This window comes from Agreia bicolorata, assembly GCF_000938265.1.
Taxonomy (GTDB): Bacteria; Actinomycetota; Actinomycetes; order Actinomycetales; family Microbacteriaceae; genus Agreia; species Agreia bicolorata.
The window spans coordinates 1-17848 of the sequence record NZ_JYFC01000011.1; the positions used below are offsets into that span (position 1 = coordinate 1).

Genomic DNA, 17848 nt, shown 5'->3' on the forward strand with positions numbered 1-17848 from the left:
CTCCCGCGTCGCCGCGAGACTCCTCGCCCTCGCCGCCGGGATCTGGCACAACTGGCTCATCAATGCCCCCGCCAAACGCTCCCTCATCGCCTACGACCACTGAAACGAATCGGACTCACTCATCTAGGCCTCATTACCTGCACAAGCGCGTCGCCGAGGAGCGACGCCCGACACTCTGAACGCCGTCCGCGAAAGCGGGCGGCGTTCGTCGTTGCAGCTTGCACTCGCCTGCCCAGAGTGCCAATATTGTCTTAGCACTCTCTCCAATGGAGTGCTAATTCTTTGATTGTCTCCGGGAGGGACAGAAACACTTATGGCAAAGATCATTGCTTTCGATGAAGAGGCCCGACGCGGCCTCGAGCGCGGACTGAACATTCTGGCCGACGCTGTCAAGGTCACGCTCGGCCCGCGCGGTCGCAACGTCGTCCTCGAGAAGAAGTGGGGCGCTCCCACCATCACGAACGACGGTGTTTCGATCGCGAAAGAGATCGAGCTCGACGACCCGTACGAGAAGATCGGCGCTGAGCTCGTCAAAGAGGTCGCCAAGAAGACCGATGACGTCGCCGGCGACGGAACGACCACGGCCACCGTGCTCGCCCAGGCGCTCGTTCGCGAAGGCCTGCGCAACGTCGCGGCCGGCGCCGACCCCATCACGCTGAAGCGCGGCATCGAGAAGGCCGTCGCCGCTGTGACCGCCGAGCTCATCGCCAACGCGAAGGAGATCGAGACGAAGGAAGAGATCGCTGCGACCGCGTCGATCTCCGCCGGAGACCCCGAGATCGGCGCGCTGATCGCCGAGGCGATCGACAAGGTCGGCAAAGAGGGCGTCGTCACGGTCGAGGAGTCGAACACGTTCGGCACCGAGCTGGAGCTCACGGAGGGCATGCGCTTCGACAAAGGTTACCTGTCGCAGTACTTCGTCACCGACCCCGACCGCCAGGAAGCCGTCTTCGAAGACCCCTACATCCTGATCGTCAACAGCAAGGTCTCGAACATCAAGGACCTGCTGCCGATCGTCGACAAGGTCATCCAGAGCGGCAAGCAGCTGCTCATCATCGCCGAAGACGTCGACGGCGAGGCTCTGGCCACGCTCGTGGTCAACAAGATCCGTGGCATCTTCAAGTCGGTCGCCGTCAAGGCTCCTGGCTTCGGCGACCGCCGCAAGGCTCAGCTGCAGGACATCGCGATCCTCACCGGCGGACAGGTCATCTCTGAAGAGGTCGGCCTCAAGCTCGAGAACGTGACCCTCGACCTGCTGGGTAAGGCTCGCAAGGTTGTCATCACCAAGGACGAGACCACGATCGTCGAGGGCGCCGGCGACGCCGACGCCATCGCCGGACGCGTTCAGCAGATCCGCAACGAGATCGAGAACACCGACAGCGACTACGACCGTGAGAAGCTCCAGGAGCGTCTCGCCAAGCTCGCCGGTGGAGTTGCCGTCATCAAGGCCGGAGCCGCGACCGAGGTCGAGCTCAAGGAGCGCAAGCACCGCATCGAAGACGCTGTGCGCAACGCCAAGGCAGCCGTCGAAGAGGGCATCGTCGCCGGTGGTGGCGTCGCCCTCATCCAGGCCGGCAAGACCGCCTTCGAGAAGCTCTCGCTCACGGGCGACGAGGCGACCGGTGCGAACATCGTGCGCGTTGCGATCGACGCTCCGCTCAAGCAGATCGCTCAGAACGCGGGCCTCGAGCCCGGTGTCGTCGCTGAGAAGGTTCGCAACCTGCCCGTCGGACACGGCCTCAACGCCGCGACCGGTGAGTACGTCGACATGCTGGCCGCCGGCATCAACGACCCGGTGAAGGTCACGCGCTCCGCGCTGGTCAACGCCGCGTCGATCGCCGGTCTGTTCCTCACCACCTCGGTGGTCGTGGCAGACAAGCCCGAGAAGGTTGCGGCTCCGGCCGGCGACCCCACGGGTGGCATGGACTTCTAAGTCCCCACGTCAACAAGACACAAGCGGGCGGCTCCTTCGGGAGTCGCCCGCTTTGTCGTGTGCGCCCAGCAAGGCAGAGGCCCTGCTGATTACGCAGAAAACATGCGCATGTTCTGCATTTCGACTTCGGCGTAGGTCTGCGCCGCTGCGGAAAGCGCCTGCGTGATGGAGGCCAGGCTCTCTTCGACCCGAGTCTGGGTGCCTCTCCAGTCGAGCACGACGGCCTGAAACGCCACTGCGGCCTGGCCGGTCCAGCTGCCCTCGAGGGAGGTCAGCTGACCGTGCATCGCCGTGACGTCGGCTTGAATGCGGTCGATGGTACTGCGGATGGATGACGCGCTCGCGCTGACGGCCTCGCTGTCGACCTGGTACTGGCTCATGATGAATGCCTGCTCTTTCGTCTCTGCTGCACTGACGCCGATGGATCGATCGGCAGCTGCAACGGTAGGCGTGAGCGGGTTCGGATCAGGAGATCGAGTCGGAGTCTGTGGATGACTCGCCGGAGGCCTGCTCGATGAGGAGAGGAAGGGAAACGCGGAAAGTCGCTCCGCCGCCCTCTGTCTCGAGGGCGCGCACGGTTCCTCCGTGTGCAGCCACGATCGACGATACGATCGCCAGACCGAGGCCGCTGCCGCCCGTCTCGCGGGTGCGTGAGCTGTCGGCTCGCCAGAAGCGCTGGAAGATCTTCTCGCGGATCTGAGGCGGGATGCCCTCACCATGGTCGATGACGTCGACCGTGGCCAGGCGGTTCGACTCATCGACGCTGACGGCGAGTTCGATCGGGCTGTCGTCTGAGGTGAAGCGCAGGGCGTTGCCGATGAGGTTGGCGAGCACCTGGCGGATCTTGTTCTCTTCGGCCATTACCAGGGGCTGAACGGCATTTTCATCATCGGCGTGCTCGAGCTCGAACGAGGGAGTCACCGTCGCGGGCAGGATGACGCCCTCCGACGGATTCGGAGCACTCGGCACGGATCGTCCACTGCGTCGGCGGAGCCGAGCGAACGCGGACGAGAACGGGATCGACCCTGTCGCCGACTGATCGGGCAGCGGCGACGTGCCGTCGGCATCCGGTTGCCCTTCTGGCGGCACGGTGACGGCCGGATTGAATGTGATCACCGGGTCGGATGGCCGAGAGGTCGAGACACGGATGACGCGGCCCGGGCTGGAGGCGCGAGCGTCGAGGGCGGCATCCATGGCGATGGGAACGAGGTTGACCGGGCTGAGCTTCAGTGGCTTGGTCTCGTCGAGTCGCGCGAGCTCGAGAAGATCTTCGACGAGCGAGCCCATGCGAATGGCCTCTTTCTCGATGCGATCCATCGCCTGGCTCACGTCCTCGGGAGTCTGCAGCGCACCCATGCGATAGAGCTCGGCATAGCCGCGCACCGAGACCAGGGGAGTGCGCAGCTCGTGGCTGGCGTCGCCGACGAAACGGCGCATCTGCTCGATCGTTCGAGCCCTGTCGTCGAACGCCCTGTCGATGCGGCTCAGCATGGTGTTGAGCGATCTGTTGAGTCGCCCGACTTCTGTGTTGGGGGTTTCGACGGCCATTCGCTGGCTGAAGTCACCGCCGTCGGCGATGGCGGCAGCGGTGCGTTCGACCTGTCTGAGGGGTGCGAACGTGCTGGTGACGAGCAGGCGGGTGAGCATGGCCCCGAGCACGACCACACCGATGCCGAACGCCAGAAAGATCGACAGATAGGTGGTGGTCGTGTTCTCGGTGTCTTCGAGAGACTGGGCGATGATCAGTGTGTTGTTCGTGCCATAGCCGTCGACCGGCAGCACCATGGCGACGGCGAGCCAGTCGGCTGACCCTTTTGTGCTGTGCACGGTGAACCGCGCATTTCCCAGGGTCGTGGCGGTCGACATGCCGATGCCCGCAACCTCAGGAGCCGGCAGGCCGGTGCCGCCCCAGTTGGTAACTTGCGGCTGGCCGTTCCCATCGAGCAGAGCGACGAAATAGGTCTTGGGCGCTGAGAGAACGTCATCCCGGTCGAAGCCGCGCTGGGTGGCGCCGGGCCCGAGCACCGAGGTGGGCTCCGCGTAGGCGTTCTCGAGCCGCTGGTCTACCTGGTTCATCAGATAGGTGCGCAGCACGGTCATGGTGCCGATGCCCGACACGACGAGACCGAAGGTGAGCATCAGCACAGTCACGCCGGTGATCTTGTTGCGCAAGGAGATCGCGTTCCAGCGCCTGAGAATTATGTGCTGCATATCGCAGATCAGATTACGCGAGGCGGCTGGGTAAACCGCCCTATACCTTCGATACCTTCAACATGTAGCCGAAACCGCGCTTGGTCTGGATGAGCGACTCCTCGGAGTGCGCGTCGAGCTTGCGGCGCAGGTACGAGATGTAGCTCTCGACGATGCCGGCGTCGCCGTTGAAGTCGTACTCCCAGACGTGGTCGAGAATTTGCGCCTTCGACAGCACACGGTTCGGGTTCAGCATGAGGTAGCGCAGCAGCTTGAACTCGGTGGGGCTCAGCTCGATGGCCTCGTCTCCCACATAGACCTCGTGAGTGTCCTGATCCATGGTGAGTTCACCGGCGCGGATGATGGCGTCTTCGTCGGCCTGCATCGTGCGTCGCAGAATCGCCTTGATTCGCGCGACGATCTCGTCGAGGCTGAAGGGCTTCGTGACGTAGTCGTCGCCGCCGACGGTCAGACCGGTGATCTTGTCTTCGGTGTCGTCCTTCGCCGTGAGGAAGAGGATGGGGGCGGTGTAGCCGGATGCTCGCAGCCGCTTGGTGACGCCGAAACCGTTCATGTCGGGCAGCATCACATCGAGGATGATGAGGTCGGGCTCCTCTTCGAGGACGGCGGAGATGGTCTGCGCGCCATTGGAGACGGCGCGCACGGCGAAGCCTGCGAAACGCAGGCTCGTGGTAAGCAGGTCGCGGATGTTCGGTTCGTCATCGACGATAAGGATTCGGGGTCCAGTCATGGGATTAGTATCTGCGGGTATTCTGAACGTTATCTGGGAGTAGTTGGGGAACAAAAGTCAACCTTCCTGTGAGCCCGAACGGCATTGGTGGAGCACGCAGGCGCGCACTACGATCGTGCGGTGACTTTCTTTGCTGCCCTGACCGACAACATCACCCTGCGGCTTCTGAGAAGTGGCGATGCCGACGCGGTGGCACAGGCCTATACGCGCAATCGACAGCATCTCGCGCCATGGGAACCCGAGCGTGCGGAAGAGTTCTTCACGACAGCCCACCAGTCGACCGTGGTGACCACCCAACTCGAGCACTACGAGGCCGGAACAGGTCTGCCCCTCGTTCTTTCCGTTGGTGAGCACATCGTCGGTCGGGTGAACCTGTCGAACATCGTGCGGGGTCCGTTTCAGAGTGCGAGCGTGGGCTATTGGATCGACGCGTCGCACACCGGACGAGGCCTTGCGTCCGCAGCTGTAGAAGCGCTCGTGGCCTACAGTCGCGACGAGCTCGGGCTGCACCGCCTCGAGGCGAGCGTCCTTCTCCACAACGCGGCGTCACGGCGCGTGCTCGAGCGGGCGGGATTCCAGTCGATCGGCGTCGCCCCCACCTATCTGCAGATCGCCGGCCTCTGGCAGGACCACCTGCTCACGCAGCGCATCCTGTATCGATGAGACGGCCTCAGCGAGCGGGCTGCGAGCTCAGCTCGTCGGCGTCGAGAATCGTGTAGCTGTACCCCTGCTCGGCGAGAAAGCGCTGACGGTTCTGAGCGAAGTCCTGGTCGACGGTGTCGCGAGCCACAAGGGTGTAGAAGTTGGCAGATAGTCCGGATTCCTTGGGTCGCAGTAGTCGGCCGAGCCGCTGGGCCTCCTCCTGGCGAGACCCGAACGACCCCGACACCTGGATGGCGACACTCGCCTCGGGCAGGTCGACCGAGAAGTTCGCCACCTTGCTCACCACGAGGATGGGCTCGGTGCCGTCGCGGAAGGCCTCGTAGAGCCGCTCGCGTTCGGCGACGGGCGTGGCGCCGGTGAGCGACGGCACGCCGAGCTCCGTCTCGAGTTGCTGCAGCTGGTCGAGGTACTGGCCGATCACCAGGATGCGCTCACCGGCGTGTTTCTCGATGAGCCGTTTGACGACATCCAGTTTCGCCGGAGCCGTGGCGGCGAGACGATACCGTTCGTCGTCGGCCGACGCCGCGTACTCGAGCCTGTCGCTCTGGGGCAGGTCGATGCGCACCTCGAAACACTCCGCGGGTGAGATGAAGCCCTGGGCTTCGATCTCTTTCCACGGGGCGTCGAACCTCTTGGGGCCGATCAGGCTGAACACGTCGCCCTCGCGTCCGTCTTCGCGAACGAGCGTGGCGGTCAGGCCGAGGCGACGACGGGCCTGCAGCTCTGCGGTGAGCTTGAACACGGGCGCGGGCAGCAGGTGAACCTCGTCGTAGACGACGAGTCCCCAGTCGAGCGCGTCGAGCAGTTCGAGGTGCGCGTAGGCGCCCTTTCGCTTGGCCGTGAGGATCTGATAGGTAGCGATGGTCACGGGCTTGACCTCTTTGAGCTGGCCCGAGTACTCGCCGATCTCGTCTTCGGTGAGGGTCGTGCGCTTCAGGAGTTCGCTGCGCCACTGGCGAGCCGACACCGTGTTCGTCACGAGAATGAGCGTGTTCGTCTTGGCCGTGGCCATCGCGCCCGCGCCGACGAGCGTCTTGCCCGCGCCGCAGGGGAGGACGACCACGCCCGAGCCGCGCTCGAAGAAGTTGCTGACCGCGAGCTTCTGGTAGTCGCGCAGCGCCCAGCCGTCTTCGTGCAGGGCGATCTCGTGCGGAGTGCCGGGCGTGTACCCTGCACGGTCGTCGGCGGGCCAGCCGAGTTTGGTCAGCTCCTGTTTGAGCTGGCCGCGCGCCCACGGGGCGACCGCGTAGGTGTCGGGCGCGCGCCGCGCGACGAGAAGCGGGGCGATCTTCTTGCCGGATGCGATCTGGCTGAGCACCGCGGAATCGGTGGCGCGCAGCAGCAGCCCGCCTTCGTCGTCGCGTTCGATGACGAGGCGGCCGTAGCGCGCGACGGTCTCTTCGATATCGATCGAGACGGCCTGGGGGATCGAGAACTTCGAGTAGCGCTCGAGTGTTCCAAGGATCTCAGCCGCTTCATGACCGGCCGCTCGGGCGTTCCACAGCCCCAACCGTGTGATGCGGTAGGTGTGGATGTGCTCGGGAGCGCGCTCGAGCTCGGCGAACACCGCGAGCTCGTGGCGTGCGCTCTCCGCATCGGGATGCGCCACCTCGAGGAGGACGGTGCGGTCGCTTTGGACGATCAATGGGCCAGACGGCATAACGACCGAGTCTACCGGCTGAAGCGAGCAGGATGCCCGGTGTGCACGGGGCTTGCGCGTTACGGGGCGGGCGCCACCGCAGTGATGTTGCGCAGCGGCAGCGTGCGCTCCACTCCGGCCTTCTCGTCGATCGCCCGGAGCCGGCCCGCCGCCAACGACAGGGGAGTCACGAGGAAGACCACCGTCTTGTCATCGGGCATGCCGACGCTGACCGCGAGGGGGCTCTTCGCCTTGATGGCGACATCGAGCTGCCGTGCAATCCAGGCCTCGGGGGCGTCATCGATCGCGTGCGCCGATTCGCGCAGACGGGCGACGAGCTCGACGAACGGGCGCGGCTTGGGCGCGGGCTTCTTCTGCGAGCTTCGAGCGCGCACCGGCGCAAAGGTGGCCCCGGATGCCCGTTCGGCCACGATGGGATACCTCGCGTCGGAGATCATCCAGAACAGCGTCTCGAAGGGGAACCGACTCGTGAGCCGGTCACCGCCGTCGTGCCCGAGGCCGAGCGATGCGAGACCGTGGTCGACCGCCAGCGTGCTGAGCAGCGCGTCGTCGTCACTGCGCACATAGCTGGCGATGCCGCGCAGCTCGTCTTCGGGGCTTGCCTCGCCCGCACGCAGCCTGCCGTAGCGCGAGCTGGCCTCGGTGACCAGGTATTCGACCGGTTGGGGAACACCCGTCAGCGAGACCGAGCGGAAGAACGCGAGGATTCCCTCGGATGTCTCGCCCTCGGCCAGAGCACGCGTGACGCTCGCGGCAGAGAGGCGGTAGGTGGATGCGAGGCCGCGGCCCTCGATGTCGGCCAGCGTACGCAGCCTGACGTCGACATCCGGAGTCAGCGGCCCGGGAGCGATGACGGTGAGATCGTGCTGGAGGTAGACATTCGACACCTCCGACGGCAGTAGGGCGGCCGCCACATCGGAGAGCGGCTGTGTGGTGTTGTCGAGAAGGGCCCGGGCCGCGGCTCCGGGGTATCCGTTCGCAGTGATGCCGAGATATTCGGCGCTGTCGAGCACGAAGGCGACCCGCCCGCGGAGCGCATCTCCTCCTGCTGGATAGAGGTAGGCGATGGTCTGCTGAGCGTCGGCGCCCCACGGTCGGCGGCTGCGTGATCGCAGGACCTCTCCGATGTCGTCGGCGAGGGCATCGAGCCATGACGTCGCCAGGGCGATCCATCTCTCTGCGGAGCCCTTGAGAAGCCAGGGGAGGGCGTCGTCGGTTGCTGTCCAGAGGAGATCGTCGAGCGTCACGAGGCCCGCTCTGCGGGCGATGCGCAGCAGTGCGTCGAGGTCGTTGGGCTCGATGGAGAGCGAGGCGAGAAGCCTCTTCGCATCGGGCGCGGCGACGCCTCCCTTGGCGAGTTCTCTTACCGGGGTCGCGCGCAGCTCGTGAAGAAGCTCGGCTATGCCGGCGGTGGCGGTGAACGCGCGCTCGGCGGCCATCCGGTCGCTCGAGTCGCGCTGTGGTGCGCGATCAGTGTCCTCCGGCGCCGGATCGTCGGCGAGTTGCGCGGCCGACGGCAGACCGCGGGCCGGCCATGACTCGAGAACGCGGGTGACGGCATCCAGAGCATTGCCCGGCGTCTGGCCGTCGGTCAGAAACAGGCGGGTGGCCGGCTCGAGATCGGCCGGGTCGGCGTCGGCCGTCGGATGCGCGAGGGCCGCGAGAGTGCGGCGGGGGAGCGTGGCGAGTGCCGCGTCGATCGAGGCCGGGTCGAGAAGCCGGTCGGCGAGGTCGAAGAAGTCCTTGATGCTGCGGGCATCGGACAGGCGCGTGGATACGAGCGCGACGAGGGCGTCGTCGTCCAGTAGCTGGAGTCGACCGGCGAGAGCGAGAGTGTCGCTCATCGAGGCTTCGGTGCCTCCTTGGCGCGGCGGCGAAGATTCATGAACAGCAGCACGAGGATGAGCACCAATCCGACCGGCAGGCCGATCAGCGGAAAGATCACGACGGCGGGCCAGACGCCCTGCGACAGCGCCTCGCCACGTACTCCCGCCAGCGTTGCGATGAGGAACGACGCGAAACAGAGCAACGACGCCCCGATGATGCCGGCGATCATAAAGGCCAGGATGCGCTCGCTCGACCGAATGGGGGGTGTCTGCTTGTCTGTCACACCTCCAAGGATACGGTCTCCGCGCAGGCCGGTTAGGCTATCGTGTGCCCGCCAGCCACGTGGCGGTCAGTATTCACACAAGGAGATCCGCGAATGCCTACCGGCAAGGTCAAGTTCTACGACGACGAGAAGGGCTTCGGCTTCATCAGTTCCGATGACGGCTCAGAGGTGTTCCTGCACGCGTCAGCCCTGCCCGCAGGCACGACGGTCAAGGCCGGCACGAAGCTCGAATTCGGCATCGCCGACGGCAAGAGGGGCGCGCAGGCGCTCTCGGTGCGCGTTCTCGAAGCCCCGCCCAGCCTTGTGAAGCTCAGCCGCAAGCCTGCCGACGACATGGCGATCATCGTCGAAGACCTGGTCAAGGTTCTCGACGGCATCGGAACGAACCTCAAGCGGGGTCGCTACCCCGACTCGGCGCACAGCCGCAAGATCGCTGCGCTGCTGCGCAAGGTCGCCGACGAATTGGACGCGTAGACACCGGTGCAGCACTCCGACCAGACCCACGACGAGTCGTCTGACGACCAGGTCGAGGGCGAGACCGTCGACACGCCCGTGCAGTTCGAGGCAGACCCTGTTCTGCTCACCGCAGTAGATCAGGCGCGCGCCGCGCTCCTCGAGATCACTCCGGCGTCGACCATCGGCGCGGTTGTCGGGCACACCACACACGACGAGCATGTGCTGAGCCTGCATTTCGCGTCGCTGATGCCCGGGTACCCCGATTGGCACTGGACCGCGACGCTGTCACGGATCGACGCCGACAGCGAGCCCAGCGTGCTCGAGACCGAGCTGCTTCCCGGTGAGGGTGCTGTTCTGGCGCCCGAGTGGACACCGTGGTCGGAGCGCCTCGAGGACTACAAGCTTGCGCAGGAGCACGCCGCGGCGCTGGCGGCAGATGACGACGACGATGACGATGATGATGTCGACGACGACGACTCCGACGATGAAGACCTCGACGACGATGACGAGCTCGATCTCGACGACCACATTCTCGACGACGACGTGCTCGACGACGCCGTGCACGAGCATGCCGAGGCCGCCGTTCTCGACGCATCGGTTCTGGTTCGCGGCGATGAAGCACCTGCAGTAGTCGAGACCGAGCAGACGGTCGATGTCGACGAGGAGGGCCTCACGGTCGTCGACCTCGACGATTCCGAGCCTCGCTCGAGCGTCTACTACGACGAAGACGCCCCCGAAGACCTGCGCTGAGCGGAAACGGGCGGAGATTCAGGGTATCCGACGCCCTATGCGCCTTGGATGCCTCGAATCTCCGCCCGTTCTGACGAGGAACGGACGGAGAACAGCGCATCCGAACCGAATACGGCGTCGGTTGAACGGATCTCCGCCCATTCCGCAGGTGACCCAGACCTGCGTCGAGTAGGCAGTGACCTCAATTCGCGGGCTGCTCCTCCTCGAGGAGGATTCCTGCCGGGATCGCGGGTGTGGCACGGCGTCGGCTTCTACGGTGAAAGCATGAACCGTCTTCGCGATGCCACAATCCTCGTCGGTCCGCCCCTTTTCGCTCTGGTGTTCGTGGGCTTCTGGCTTCTCGCGGAGGCGGGGCGATTTGCAACCGATGAGCCCCGGTGGTGGCTCGCGAGCTGGCTGCCATTTGCGTTGGTGGGAGCATCCATCGCCGTATCGCGACTTGTGCCCATCTCCTCGTTGGCCATTGTCGGGGCGTTGTTGGTGGGGCAGCTTCTCGGGGTACTTGCCCCGCTGCAGGACACTAGCTGGCCGGTCTACCTCGGCCTACTGGTCACGGCGACGCTCGTGTCGTGGAGCGGATCAAGCCGCTATCTGCGTGGTGTCGTCGTTGTCTTCGCCGCCTTCTCCGTGTTGCTCGCGGCTCAGGTCACCTTTCACGGGGTCAGCGCCATCGGCACAGGGGATCCCCTGACGGCCACGACCTCGAACGGCCAGACCGAGTGGCTGCTGATCGTGGCGCTGTCGATTCTCTTCTTCTCGCTCGCGCTGTGCTGCTGGTTCATAGGCTTCGCTCATCGTGTGCGCCTTGAACGTGCCGAGGCTGCCGCGCAGCGATTGGCAGTGGAGGAGGAGCTCGCGAGTTCCGAGCTCGAAGTGACCCTCGCCAGCGAGCGGGACCGCATAGCTCAAGACGTGCACGACATCATGGCGCACTCGCTGTCGGTCATCGTCGCGCAGGCAGATGGTGCGCGCTATCTGTCGCAGACGCGCCCCGAGGTCGTCGGCACCGCTCTCGACGCCATCGCGTCGTCGGCCCGCGACTCCCTCGTTGAGGTACGCATGCTGATGGATGCCCTGTCGTCGGAACCCCAGGGACACTCCCAACCGGCGTTGAGAGATCTCGCCGACCTCATAGGGCGAATGGTCTCTGCGGGCCTGCCCGTGACGATGGATGTTTTCGGTGACGCCAAAGCACTGTCGGCGGCCCAGCAACTGGCCGTCTACCGCATCGTGCAGGAGTCGCTCACGAACGCCCTGCGCCACGCAGGACCGGATGCCACAGCTCGAGTCGCGCTCGACTGGCGAGGCCTCGGCCTTGCGCTCAGCATTGGGTCGACGGGCGGGCCGACCATTGCGGAACCGGAGGTCGTGCAATCGGCCGAGCTTTTCGAAGGCCGCGGCATCCGGGGTATGCGGGAAAGGGCACGCATCGCCGGAGGCTGGCTCACGGCCGGGCCTGAGCGCACGGAAGGCGGGCCGAGCGAGTTCATCGTGACTGCATTCCTGCCGGTGCAGCTCGAACCCGGCGGCGACGATGGCGGTGGGTCTCCGAGTGGCTCAGAGGGGGAGAAGCGATGACCGCCGCACCGCGCATCAGAGTAGCGATCGCCGACGATCAGACCCTGTTCTGCTCCGGAATCCAGATGCTCATCGAGTCGCAGCCCGACCTTCTTTTCGTCGGATCTGCGCCCGACGGGCTTGCCGCAGTCGAGCTGGCAGCACAACAGCGGCCTCACGTGATTCTTATGGACATCCGCATGCCGGGAATCGACGGCCTGACCGCGACGGAGCGCATTGTCGGGGAGCACTGCGACACCGTTCCTCGCGTGATCGTGCTGACGACCTTTCAGCGCGATGTCGCGATTCTGCGGGCGGTCGCCGCGGGCGCCAGCGGATTCATCATGAAGGATGCGACGCCGGAATTTCTTCTGGCCGCAATCCGCACGGTGCACTCGGGGCGCTCGGTGATCGCACCCGAAGAGACCACGGCTCTGATCGAAAGCCTCGCCGAAAAGCGCATGGGCCCCGCAGACGACGCCTCGATCGCAGCATTGTCGCCGCGAGAGAAAGAAGTCTTTCTGCTCGCGGCGCGAGGCCTCACCAACGCCGAGATCGCCTCGGCTGCGTATATCAGCGAGACGACCGTGAAGAGCCACGTGTCGAGCATTCTGGGCAAGCTGAAGATGCAGTCGCGTCTGCAGCTCGTCGTGTATGCGTACGAGAATGGCCTGCTGAGCTAGAGGTTCTCGACCACGTATTCGATCGACGAGATGAGCGCGCGCACGTCGGACGGCTCGATCGCCACAAACGTGGCCACGCGCAGCTGGTTGCGGCCCAGCTTGCGGTAGGGCTCGGTGTCGACGATGCCGTTGGCGCGCAGCACCTTGGCGACTGCGGCGGCGTCGATCGAGTCGTCGAAGTCGATCGTGACGACGACCTGTGAGCGGTGCTCGGGGTTCGCCACGAACGGGGTGGCGTAGTCGACCTTGTCGGCCCAGTCGTACAGCGCAGACGACGATTCCGTGGTGCGCGCCGATGCCCAGGAGAGCCCGCCGTTGCCGTTGATCCACTCGACCTGGTTGTCGAGCATCACGAGCGTGGCGATGGCCGGTGTGTTGAGAGTCTGGTTGAGGCGCGAGTTGTCGACCGCGTTCTTGATGCTGAGGAACTCGGGGATGTATCGGCCCGATGCCGCGATGCGCTCGACGCGTTCGAGGGCAGCGGGCGAGAAGAGGGCGAACCACAGGCCGCCGTCTGATGCGAAGTTCTTCTGAGGAGCGAAGTAGTAGACGTCGGTCTCGGCCGCGTCGAACTGGATGCCGCCGGCCGCGCTGGTCGCATCGATCACCGTCAGCGCGCCCGCGTCACCGTGAACGCGCTTTACCGGCGCCATCACGCCGGTGCTGGTCTCGTTGTGGGGCCAGGCGTAGACATCCACGCCCTCGACGACCTCGATCTCGCTGCGCGAGCCGCCGGCGGCGTTGATCACGTGGGGTGCCTCGAGCCACGGGGCCTTGGCCGCGCCGGCGAACTTCGAGCCGAACTCACCGAAGGTGAGGTGCTCGCTGCGCTTCTCGATGAGACCGAACGCGGCCGCATCCCAGAACGCGGTCGAGCCGCCGTTGCCGAGCACGACCTCGTAGCCCTCGGGCAGCGAAAAGAGGGTCGACAGCCCTTCGCGCACTGATCCCACGAGGTTCTTGACCGGTGCCTGTCGGTGTGACGTTCCCAGAAGAGAGGCGCCACGAGTGGCGAGGTCGACGAGCTGCTCGGGTCGAACCTTCGAGGGGCCGCAGCCGAAACGGCCGTCGGCGGGCAGGAGGGTGCTGGGAATTGTCAGTTCAGGCATGATGTTGAGTCTACTGAGCCGAGCCTTACTAGACGCGTCAAAACGTTATGGTGGAGGCGTACGTGCGCAACTTCCTAAGGAGTGATCGTTGGCCGATCTCATTGACACAACGGAGATGTACCTCCGCACGATCCTCGAACTGGAGGAGGAGAACATCATTCCGCTGCGCGCACGCATCTCTGAGCGCCTCGGACACTCTGGCCCCACTGTCTCGCAGACGGTCGGTCGTATGGAGCGCGACGGCCTCGTTGTCGTGTCGGGCGACCGCCATCTCGAGCTCACGGGTACGGGCCGAACCAAGGCCGTGCACGTGATGCGCAAGCACCGCCTCGCGGAGCGTCTGCTCAGCGACGTCATCGGGCTCGACTGGGAGTACGTGCACGAAGAGGCATGCCGCTGGGAGCATGTCATGAGCGAGCAGGTCGAGCGACGCATCATCGAGATGCTCGACCACCCCACGGAGTCGCCGTACGGCAACCCGATCCCGGGACTCGACGAATTCGGCGATGCCGCAGCGGTGCCCTTCACCCGTGGCGTTGTGAATCTGCTCACCCTCGTGCACGGTGCCGTTGGACCGCAGACCAAGACCATTCGCCGTCTCGGCGAACCTGCCCAGGTCGACCCGGAGCTGCTGCTGCAGCTCAAGCAGTTCGGCGTCGTTCCGGGCAACCAGGCCGCGTTCTCGCAGGTCGGATCGTACATTCTCGTTGAGGTCGAAGGCTTCCCCGAGGGCCTCGAGCTTCCTAATGAGGTCGCGGGTCATATCTTCGTCGGCATCTGATTCACCGGTTCCGATCCTGTCTATGCGCTGGTCGCGTGCTGACAGGTGACCGCGCCAGAGTGACACGGGGGCCGGATTCGCATACCCTCTAAAAGTTCCCCTGCTCTTCAGAGCGGCGGAGCACCGGATCAGGATGCGCCCTCCGACTGTCTCCTGCATTACCCGGGCCCGTTCTGCGCTCAGACGGTCGGACACGTCCGCCATTCACGGCATCGAAGGATAGTCAGCCCCGTGGTCGAACCCACTGAATCGCAGAAGAACGTCGAGCACACTCGACGACGCCGCGATTCACGGTCGGCACAGCCGGCTACGGCTCAGAGCCGCCGGCAGCTGCGTGATCGGGAGCAGGCCGAAGCTGACGCCGAGGCACAGCACCGTGCCGCAGCGGCGCAGGCCGCCGCCGGCCTGAGCCGCCGAGAGCGGCGCGAACGCGAGTACGACGAGCGGTACAGCGGGCGACCCGAGGTCGCGGCTCCTGCTCCGGATGCCGTGGTCGCCCCGGAGCCAGAAGCTGCGGCGGATCCTGTGGCCGCGCCGGAACCTATCGTCGAGGTTGAGCCCGAGGTCGAAGCAGAGCTTGTGGTCGAGGCTGTCCTCGTTGAAGCGCCGGAGCCGACGTTCGTGCTGGATCCGACGCCCGTGCCGGAGCCCGCGCCCGCTCCCACTCCGGTGGCGCCACCGTCGCGGCGCGCTCGCCGTGCACGAGTGGAAACACCCGTCGTCGAAGACGAGAAGACCCCTGTCGTCGAAGAGAAGCCCGAGGCGGAGCCATCCGTCGCCCCAGCCGTCGACGAGCGGATGCTCGCAGTCGCCAATCTCGAGACGGTGCCGCTCGAGATCGAGCTGGTGGCGCAGCATCCGATGGTCGAGATCGAAACGTCGGAGCACATCGCTGCCGAGACGGTGATGAGCGCCGAGGTCGACTTCGCTGAGCCGCACCCCGTGGCCTCGGCAGCCGCGAGCACCGAGGTTGAGCTCGTGGAGCCGCGCGTTGCACCCGAGACCATCTCGGCGCTCGCCACGTCCGGCGGCGATACCCCAGTGCGCCCGGTGCCGATCGCGTCGCCGCGCATCAGGCGTTCGCTTCCTGTCGCCGAACTGCTCTCGTCGTCGAGCGGCACGTTTGTGTCGCATGCGCGGTCGCAGCCGATCAAGCGACGCATTCTCGCGGGCTTTGTCATGATGATCGCAGCCCTGTTCGTCGTCTCGCTCTCGATTCCTTCGCTGGGCTTCGCGAGCACGTCGGACTTCGCCTCGAAGCAGATCCCGACTGACGTCACCGACAGTCAAAATCTCTCGGTCGGCCAAGGCCCGGCGCTGAACGCCGTGCGCGACGACTTCTACGCTGAGGGCGCCCCCGGCTCGCTGTACTCGACAACGAACAGCTACGTCTCGAAGGAGTCGCAGAAGCTGGCCCAGGAGCTTATGGCCGCCGTCGCAGCGGGCAGGCTCAAGGGTTCGGTGCCCGACCACATTCCCGAGATCCAGGCGTTGGCTGACGGTGTGGTGAAGCCCGACTGCGGCATCGACTTGCGCATTCTGCAGGTGATGGTGATCGCGGTTCGCACCTTCGACACCGTCGCTGTCAGCGACATCAACCGCAAGTGCACAGGCCAGATCGAGGGTGGCGGCACCGGTTCGTCGCACTACACCAACGGCGGCGGCCACGCCGTGGACTTCTATCTGATGAACGGCGCCTCGGTTCCCGGTGCAGACACCAACACGATCAAGTTCGCGGAGCTTCTCGACCCGATCATGCCGGCAGGCTCGAACCTGGGTCAGAGCGAGTGCCGCGCGTCTGCCGGAATCTCGCTTAACCTGCAGAACTTCAAGGAGTTCCCCGACTCGTGTACCCACATGCACATCGACGTGGGCAGCACGACTGGGGGTCTCAACGTGAACCTCGACAGGGACTTCAAATAACCCGTCGTGCTGAGCTTTTTTCATTCCCGCCGTTACCAATCCGTTAAAATTGCTGTCATTTAGGTGACAAACAGGTAACGCTCCCGTACCATCGGACAAGTCCAGACAGCCAAAGCATGGCTTTTGGGCGGCTCCGAGACACCTCTTTCCCCGTCTCTCGGCGCGCACAACCCGCAGACAATTCAGTGGGACGGGACGGCACCCTAGATGCCGCGCGAGGTGCCGGAGGTACAGACTTGACCGAATTTCGTGAGTCGCTGGACGCCCCGAACGGCCAGCCGAACCCGAACATCTCGATCGACGAGAACGACATCGTTCCCGCAGTTCCACGACCCCTCGCTGTGGTGACTCGCTCTGCTACGTCGGTGATCGCGGCGCCCCGCGCATCCGCCCCCGTCGCCAAAGCGGCGCAGACGGCACCGCCGCGCCGCTTCAAGAAGCCCACCAAGCGCAACGTTGCGGGTGGCGTCGTTATGGCGTTCGCCGTGGGGCTCATCGCGACCATGGCCCTTCCCGCCTATGCCTTCGGCAACGGCAACGCCGCGTTCGATGCGAAGAACTCCACCGACCTGGCCGGCGGTGCCCAGAGCATCACCGTCGACGACACCGCTGCCGCACTCGCCGTCAGCCGCGATGCCTACACGGCTCCCACGAGCGAGCAGCTGCAGGCCGCCCGCGATGCCGCGGCCGCCGCGGTTGCCGCGACCGAGGCGAGCACGGCATCCGCTTCGACCACGCCCACGGCCGGTACATTCGCCGTCAACCCGCCGTCGGGTGCATACAGCGGCCAGGCCGTCGTCGACTACGCCCAGCAGTTCGTCGGCGTCGTTCCCTACAGCGCCGGTGCCACTCCCGAGGCCGGTTTCGGATGCGATGGGCTGACTCAGTACGTGTTCGGCCAGTTCGGCATCTACCTGCCGCGTATCGTCGGCAACCAGGCGGCCATGGGCATTCGCGTCTCGCCCGAAGACGCCCAGCCCGGCGACCTTGTGGTGTGGCCGATGTACCACATCGGCATCTACGACGGAGCCGGCGGAGTGATCGACTCGCCCGACTGGGGCCGAATGGTCGAGCACCGCGCGCTGTGGGGCAGCTACTACTTCGTGCGCATCGTCTAGAGAACATCGTCGCTGGCCGGTTTGTGAACAATCGGTTACAGCTCACCCGAACGGCGTGCCACGAATTTGTGGTACGCCGTTCGTGGGTTAGCCTTACTGCAATTATTCGAGCCTTCAGGAGAGACCTCGTGATATCTGGCAGGAGCATCCGCACCACGGGTTGC

Annotated in this window: 16 protein-coding genes and 1 pseudogene; 10 read left to right on the forward strand and 7 right to left on the reverse strand. The window is 65.3% G+C overall.

Annotated elements, in window-relative coordinates; translation table 11 throughout:
* Positions 1-103 (forward strand): annotated as a pseudogene (locus TZ00_RS19825) (IS982 family transposase); the annotation flags it as partial.
* A 210-nt stretch (positions 104-313) separates the two neighbouring features.
* On the forward strand, positions 314-1933 hold the full coding sequence (gene groL, locus TZ00_RS17845) for a chaperonin GroEL (protein WP_044443796.1): 1620 nt from the start codon (positions 314-316) through the stop codon (positions 1931-1933).
* Positions 1934-2022: 89 nt separating this feature from the next.
* Here the strand turns inward: groL and TZ00_RS17850 are convergent, their stop codons facing one another.
* The 3 genes from TZ00_RS17850 to TZ00_RS17860 form a co-directional block, all read right to left on the reverse strand.
* A complete protein-coding gene (locus tag TZ00_RS17850; RefSeq protein WP_044443798.1) occupies positions 2023-2313 on the reverse strand; it encodes a WXG100 family type VII secretion target in 291 nt (96 codons plus the stop codon).
* Between the two features lie 85 nt (positions 2314-2398).
* Complete coding sequence (locus tag TZ00_RS17855) at positions 2399-4144, reverse strand: sensor histidine kinase (RefSeq protein ID WP_044443800.1); 1746 nt, start codon at positions 4142-4144, stop codon at positions 2399-2401.
* A 40-nt stretch (positions 4145-4184) separates the two neighbouring features.
* The gene (locus TZ00_RS17860) at positions 4185-4874 is read right to left on the reverse strand and encodes a response regulator transcription factor (protein WP_044443802.1); all 690 of its coding nucleotides are present in this window, start codon (positions 4872-4874) and stop codon (positions 4185-4187) included.
* Between the two features lie 120 nt (positions 4875-4994).
* On the opposite strand from TZ00_RS17860, the gene TZ00_RS17865 reads away from it, so the two are divergent.
* Positions 4995-5537: a GNAT family N-acetyltransferase gene (locus TZ00_RS17865; RefSeq protein WP_044443881.1), complete on the forward strand. Its 543-nt coding sequence runs from the start codon at positions 4995-4997 to the stop codon at positions 5535-5537.
* Between the two features lie 7 nt (positions 5538-5544).
* Here the strand turns inward: TZ00_RS17865 and TZ00_RS17870 are convergent, their stop codons facing one another.
* From TZ00_RS17870 to TZ00_RS17880, 3 genes are read right to left on the reverse strand one after another with little or no spacing between them, the layout of a single operon-like run.
* Positions 5545-7197 (reverse strand): DNA repair helicase XPB, encoded by a 1653-nt coding sequence (locus TZ00_RS17870; protein ID WP_044443803.1) that lies wholly within the window; start codon positions 7195-7197, stop codon positions 5545-5547.
* Between the two features lie 59 nt (positions 7198-7256).
* Positions 7257-9041 (reverse strand): helicase-associated domain-containing protein, encoded by a 1785-nt coding sequence (locus TZ00_RS17875; protein WP_044443804.1) that lies wholly within the window; start codon positions 9039-9041, stop codon positions 7257-7259.
* The gene (locus TZ00_RS17880; RefSeq protein WP_044443805.1) at positions 9038-9307 is read right to left on the reverse strand and encodes a hypothetical protein; all 270 of its coding nucleotides are present in this window, start codon (positions 9305-9307) and stop codon (positions 9038-9040) included. Before TZ00_RS17880 ends, TZ00_RS17875 begins: the two co-directional genes overlap by 4 nt.
* A gap of 93 nt (positions 9308-9400) precedes the next feature.
* Here TZ00_RS17880 and TZ00_RS17885 point away from each other — a divergent pair, with 93 nt between their 5' ends.
* From TZ00_RS17885 to TZ00_RS17900, 4 genes are all read left to right on the forward strand, one after another.
* Positions 9401-9781 (forward strand): cold-shock protein, encoded by a 381-nt coding sequence (locus tag TZ00_RS17885; RefSeq protein ID WP_044443807.1) that lies wholly within the window; start codon positions 9401-9403, stop codon positions 9779-9781.
* 6 nt (positions 9782-9787) lie between these two features.
* Positions 9788-10513 (forward strand): DUF3027 domain-containing protein, encoded by a 726-nt coding sequence (locus tag TZ00_RS17890; protein WP_052521688.1) that lies wholly within the window; start codon positions 9788-9790, stop codon positions 10511-10513.
* Positions 10514-10777: 264 nt separating this feature from the next.
* Entirely contained in the window at positions 10778-12091 is a 1314-nt protein-coding gene (locus TZ00_RS17895) for a sensor histidine kinase (protein ID WP_161793797.1), read from the forward strand.
* Positions 12088-12753 carry a response regulator gene (locus TZ00_RS17900; RefSeq protein WP_044443808.1) on the forward strand — a complete coding sequence of 222 codons (666 nt, stop codon included), beginning with the start codon at positions 12088-12090 and terminating at the stop codon, positions 12751-12753. Before TZ00_RS17895 ends, TZ00_RS17900 begins: the two co-directional genes overlap by 4 nt.
* Here TZ00_RS17900 and serC read toward each other — a convergent pair.
* Positions 12750-13862 (reverse strand): phosphoserine transaminase, encoded by a 1113-nt coding sequence (gene serC / locus TZ00_RS17905; RefSeq protein WP_044443811.1) that lies wholly within the window; start codon positions 13860-13862, stop codon positions 12750-12752. The two genes, TZ00_RS17900 and serC, sit on opposite strands and share 4 nt — an antisense overlap.
* 88 nt (positions 13863-13950) lie before the next feature.
* On the opposite strand from serC, the gene TZ00_RS17910 reads away from it, so the two are divergent.
* The 3 genes from TZ00_RS17910 (at position 13951) to TZ00_RS19125 (ending at position 17684) form a co-directional block, all read left to right on the forward strand.
* Complete coding sequence (locus tag TZ00_RS17910; protein WP_044443813.1) at positions 13951-14643, forward strand: iron-dependent transcriptional repressor DtxR; 693 nt, start codon at positions 13951-13953, stop codon at positions 14641-14643.
* A 231-nt stretch (positions 14644-14874) separates the two neighbouring features.
* The gene (locus TZ00_RS19120; protein ID WP_052521690.1) at positions 14875-16566 is read left to right on the forward strand and encodes a hypothetical protein; all 1692 of its coding nucleotides are present in this window, start codon (positions 14875-14877) and stop codon (positions 16564-16566) included.
* A gap of 236 nt (positions 16567-16802) precedes the next feature.
* Positions 16803-17684 (forward strand): C40 family peptidase, encoded by an 882-nt coding sequence (locus tag TZ00_RS19125; protein WP_052521691.1) that lies wholly within the window; start codon positions 16803-16805, stop codon positions 17682-17684.
* Positions 17685-17848: the final 164 nt, after the last annotated feature.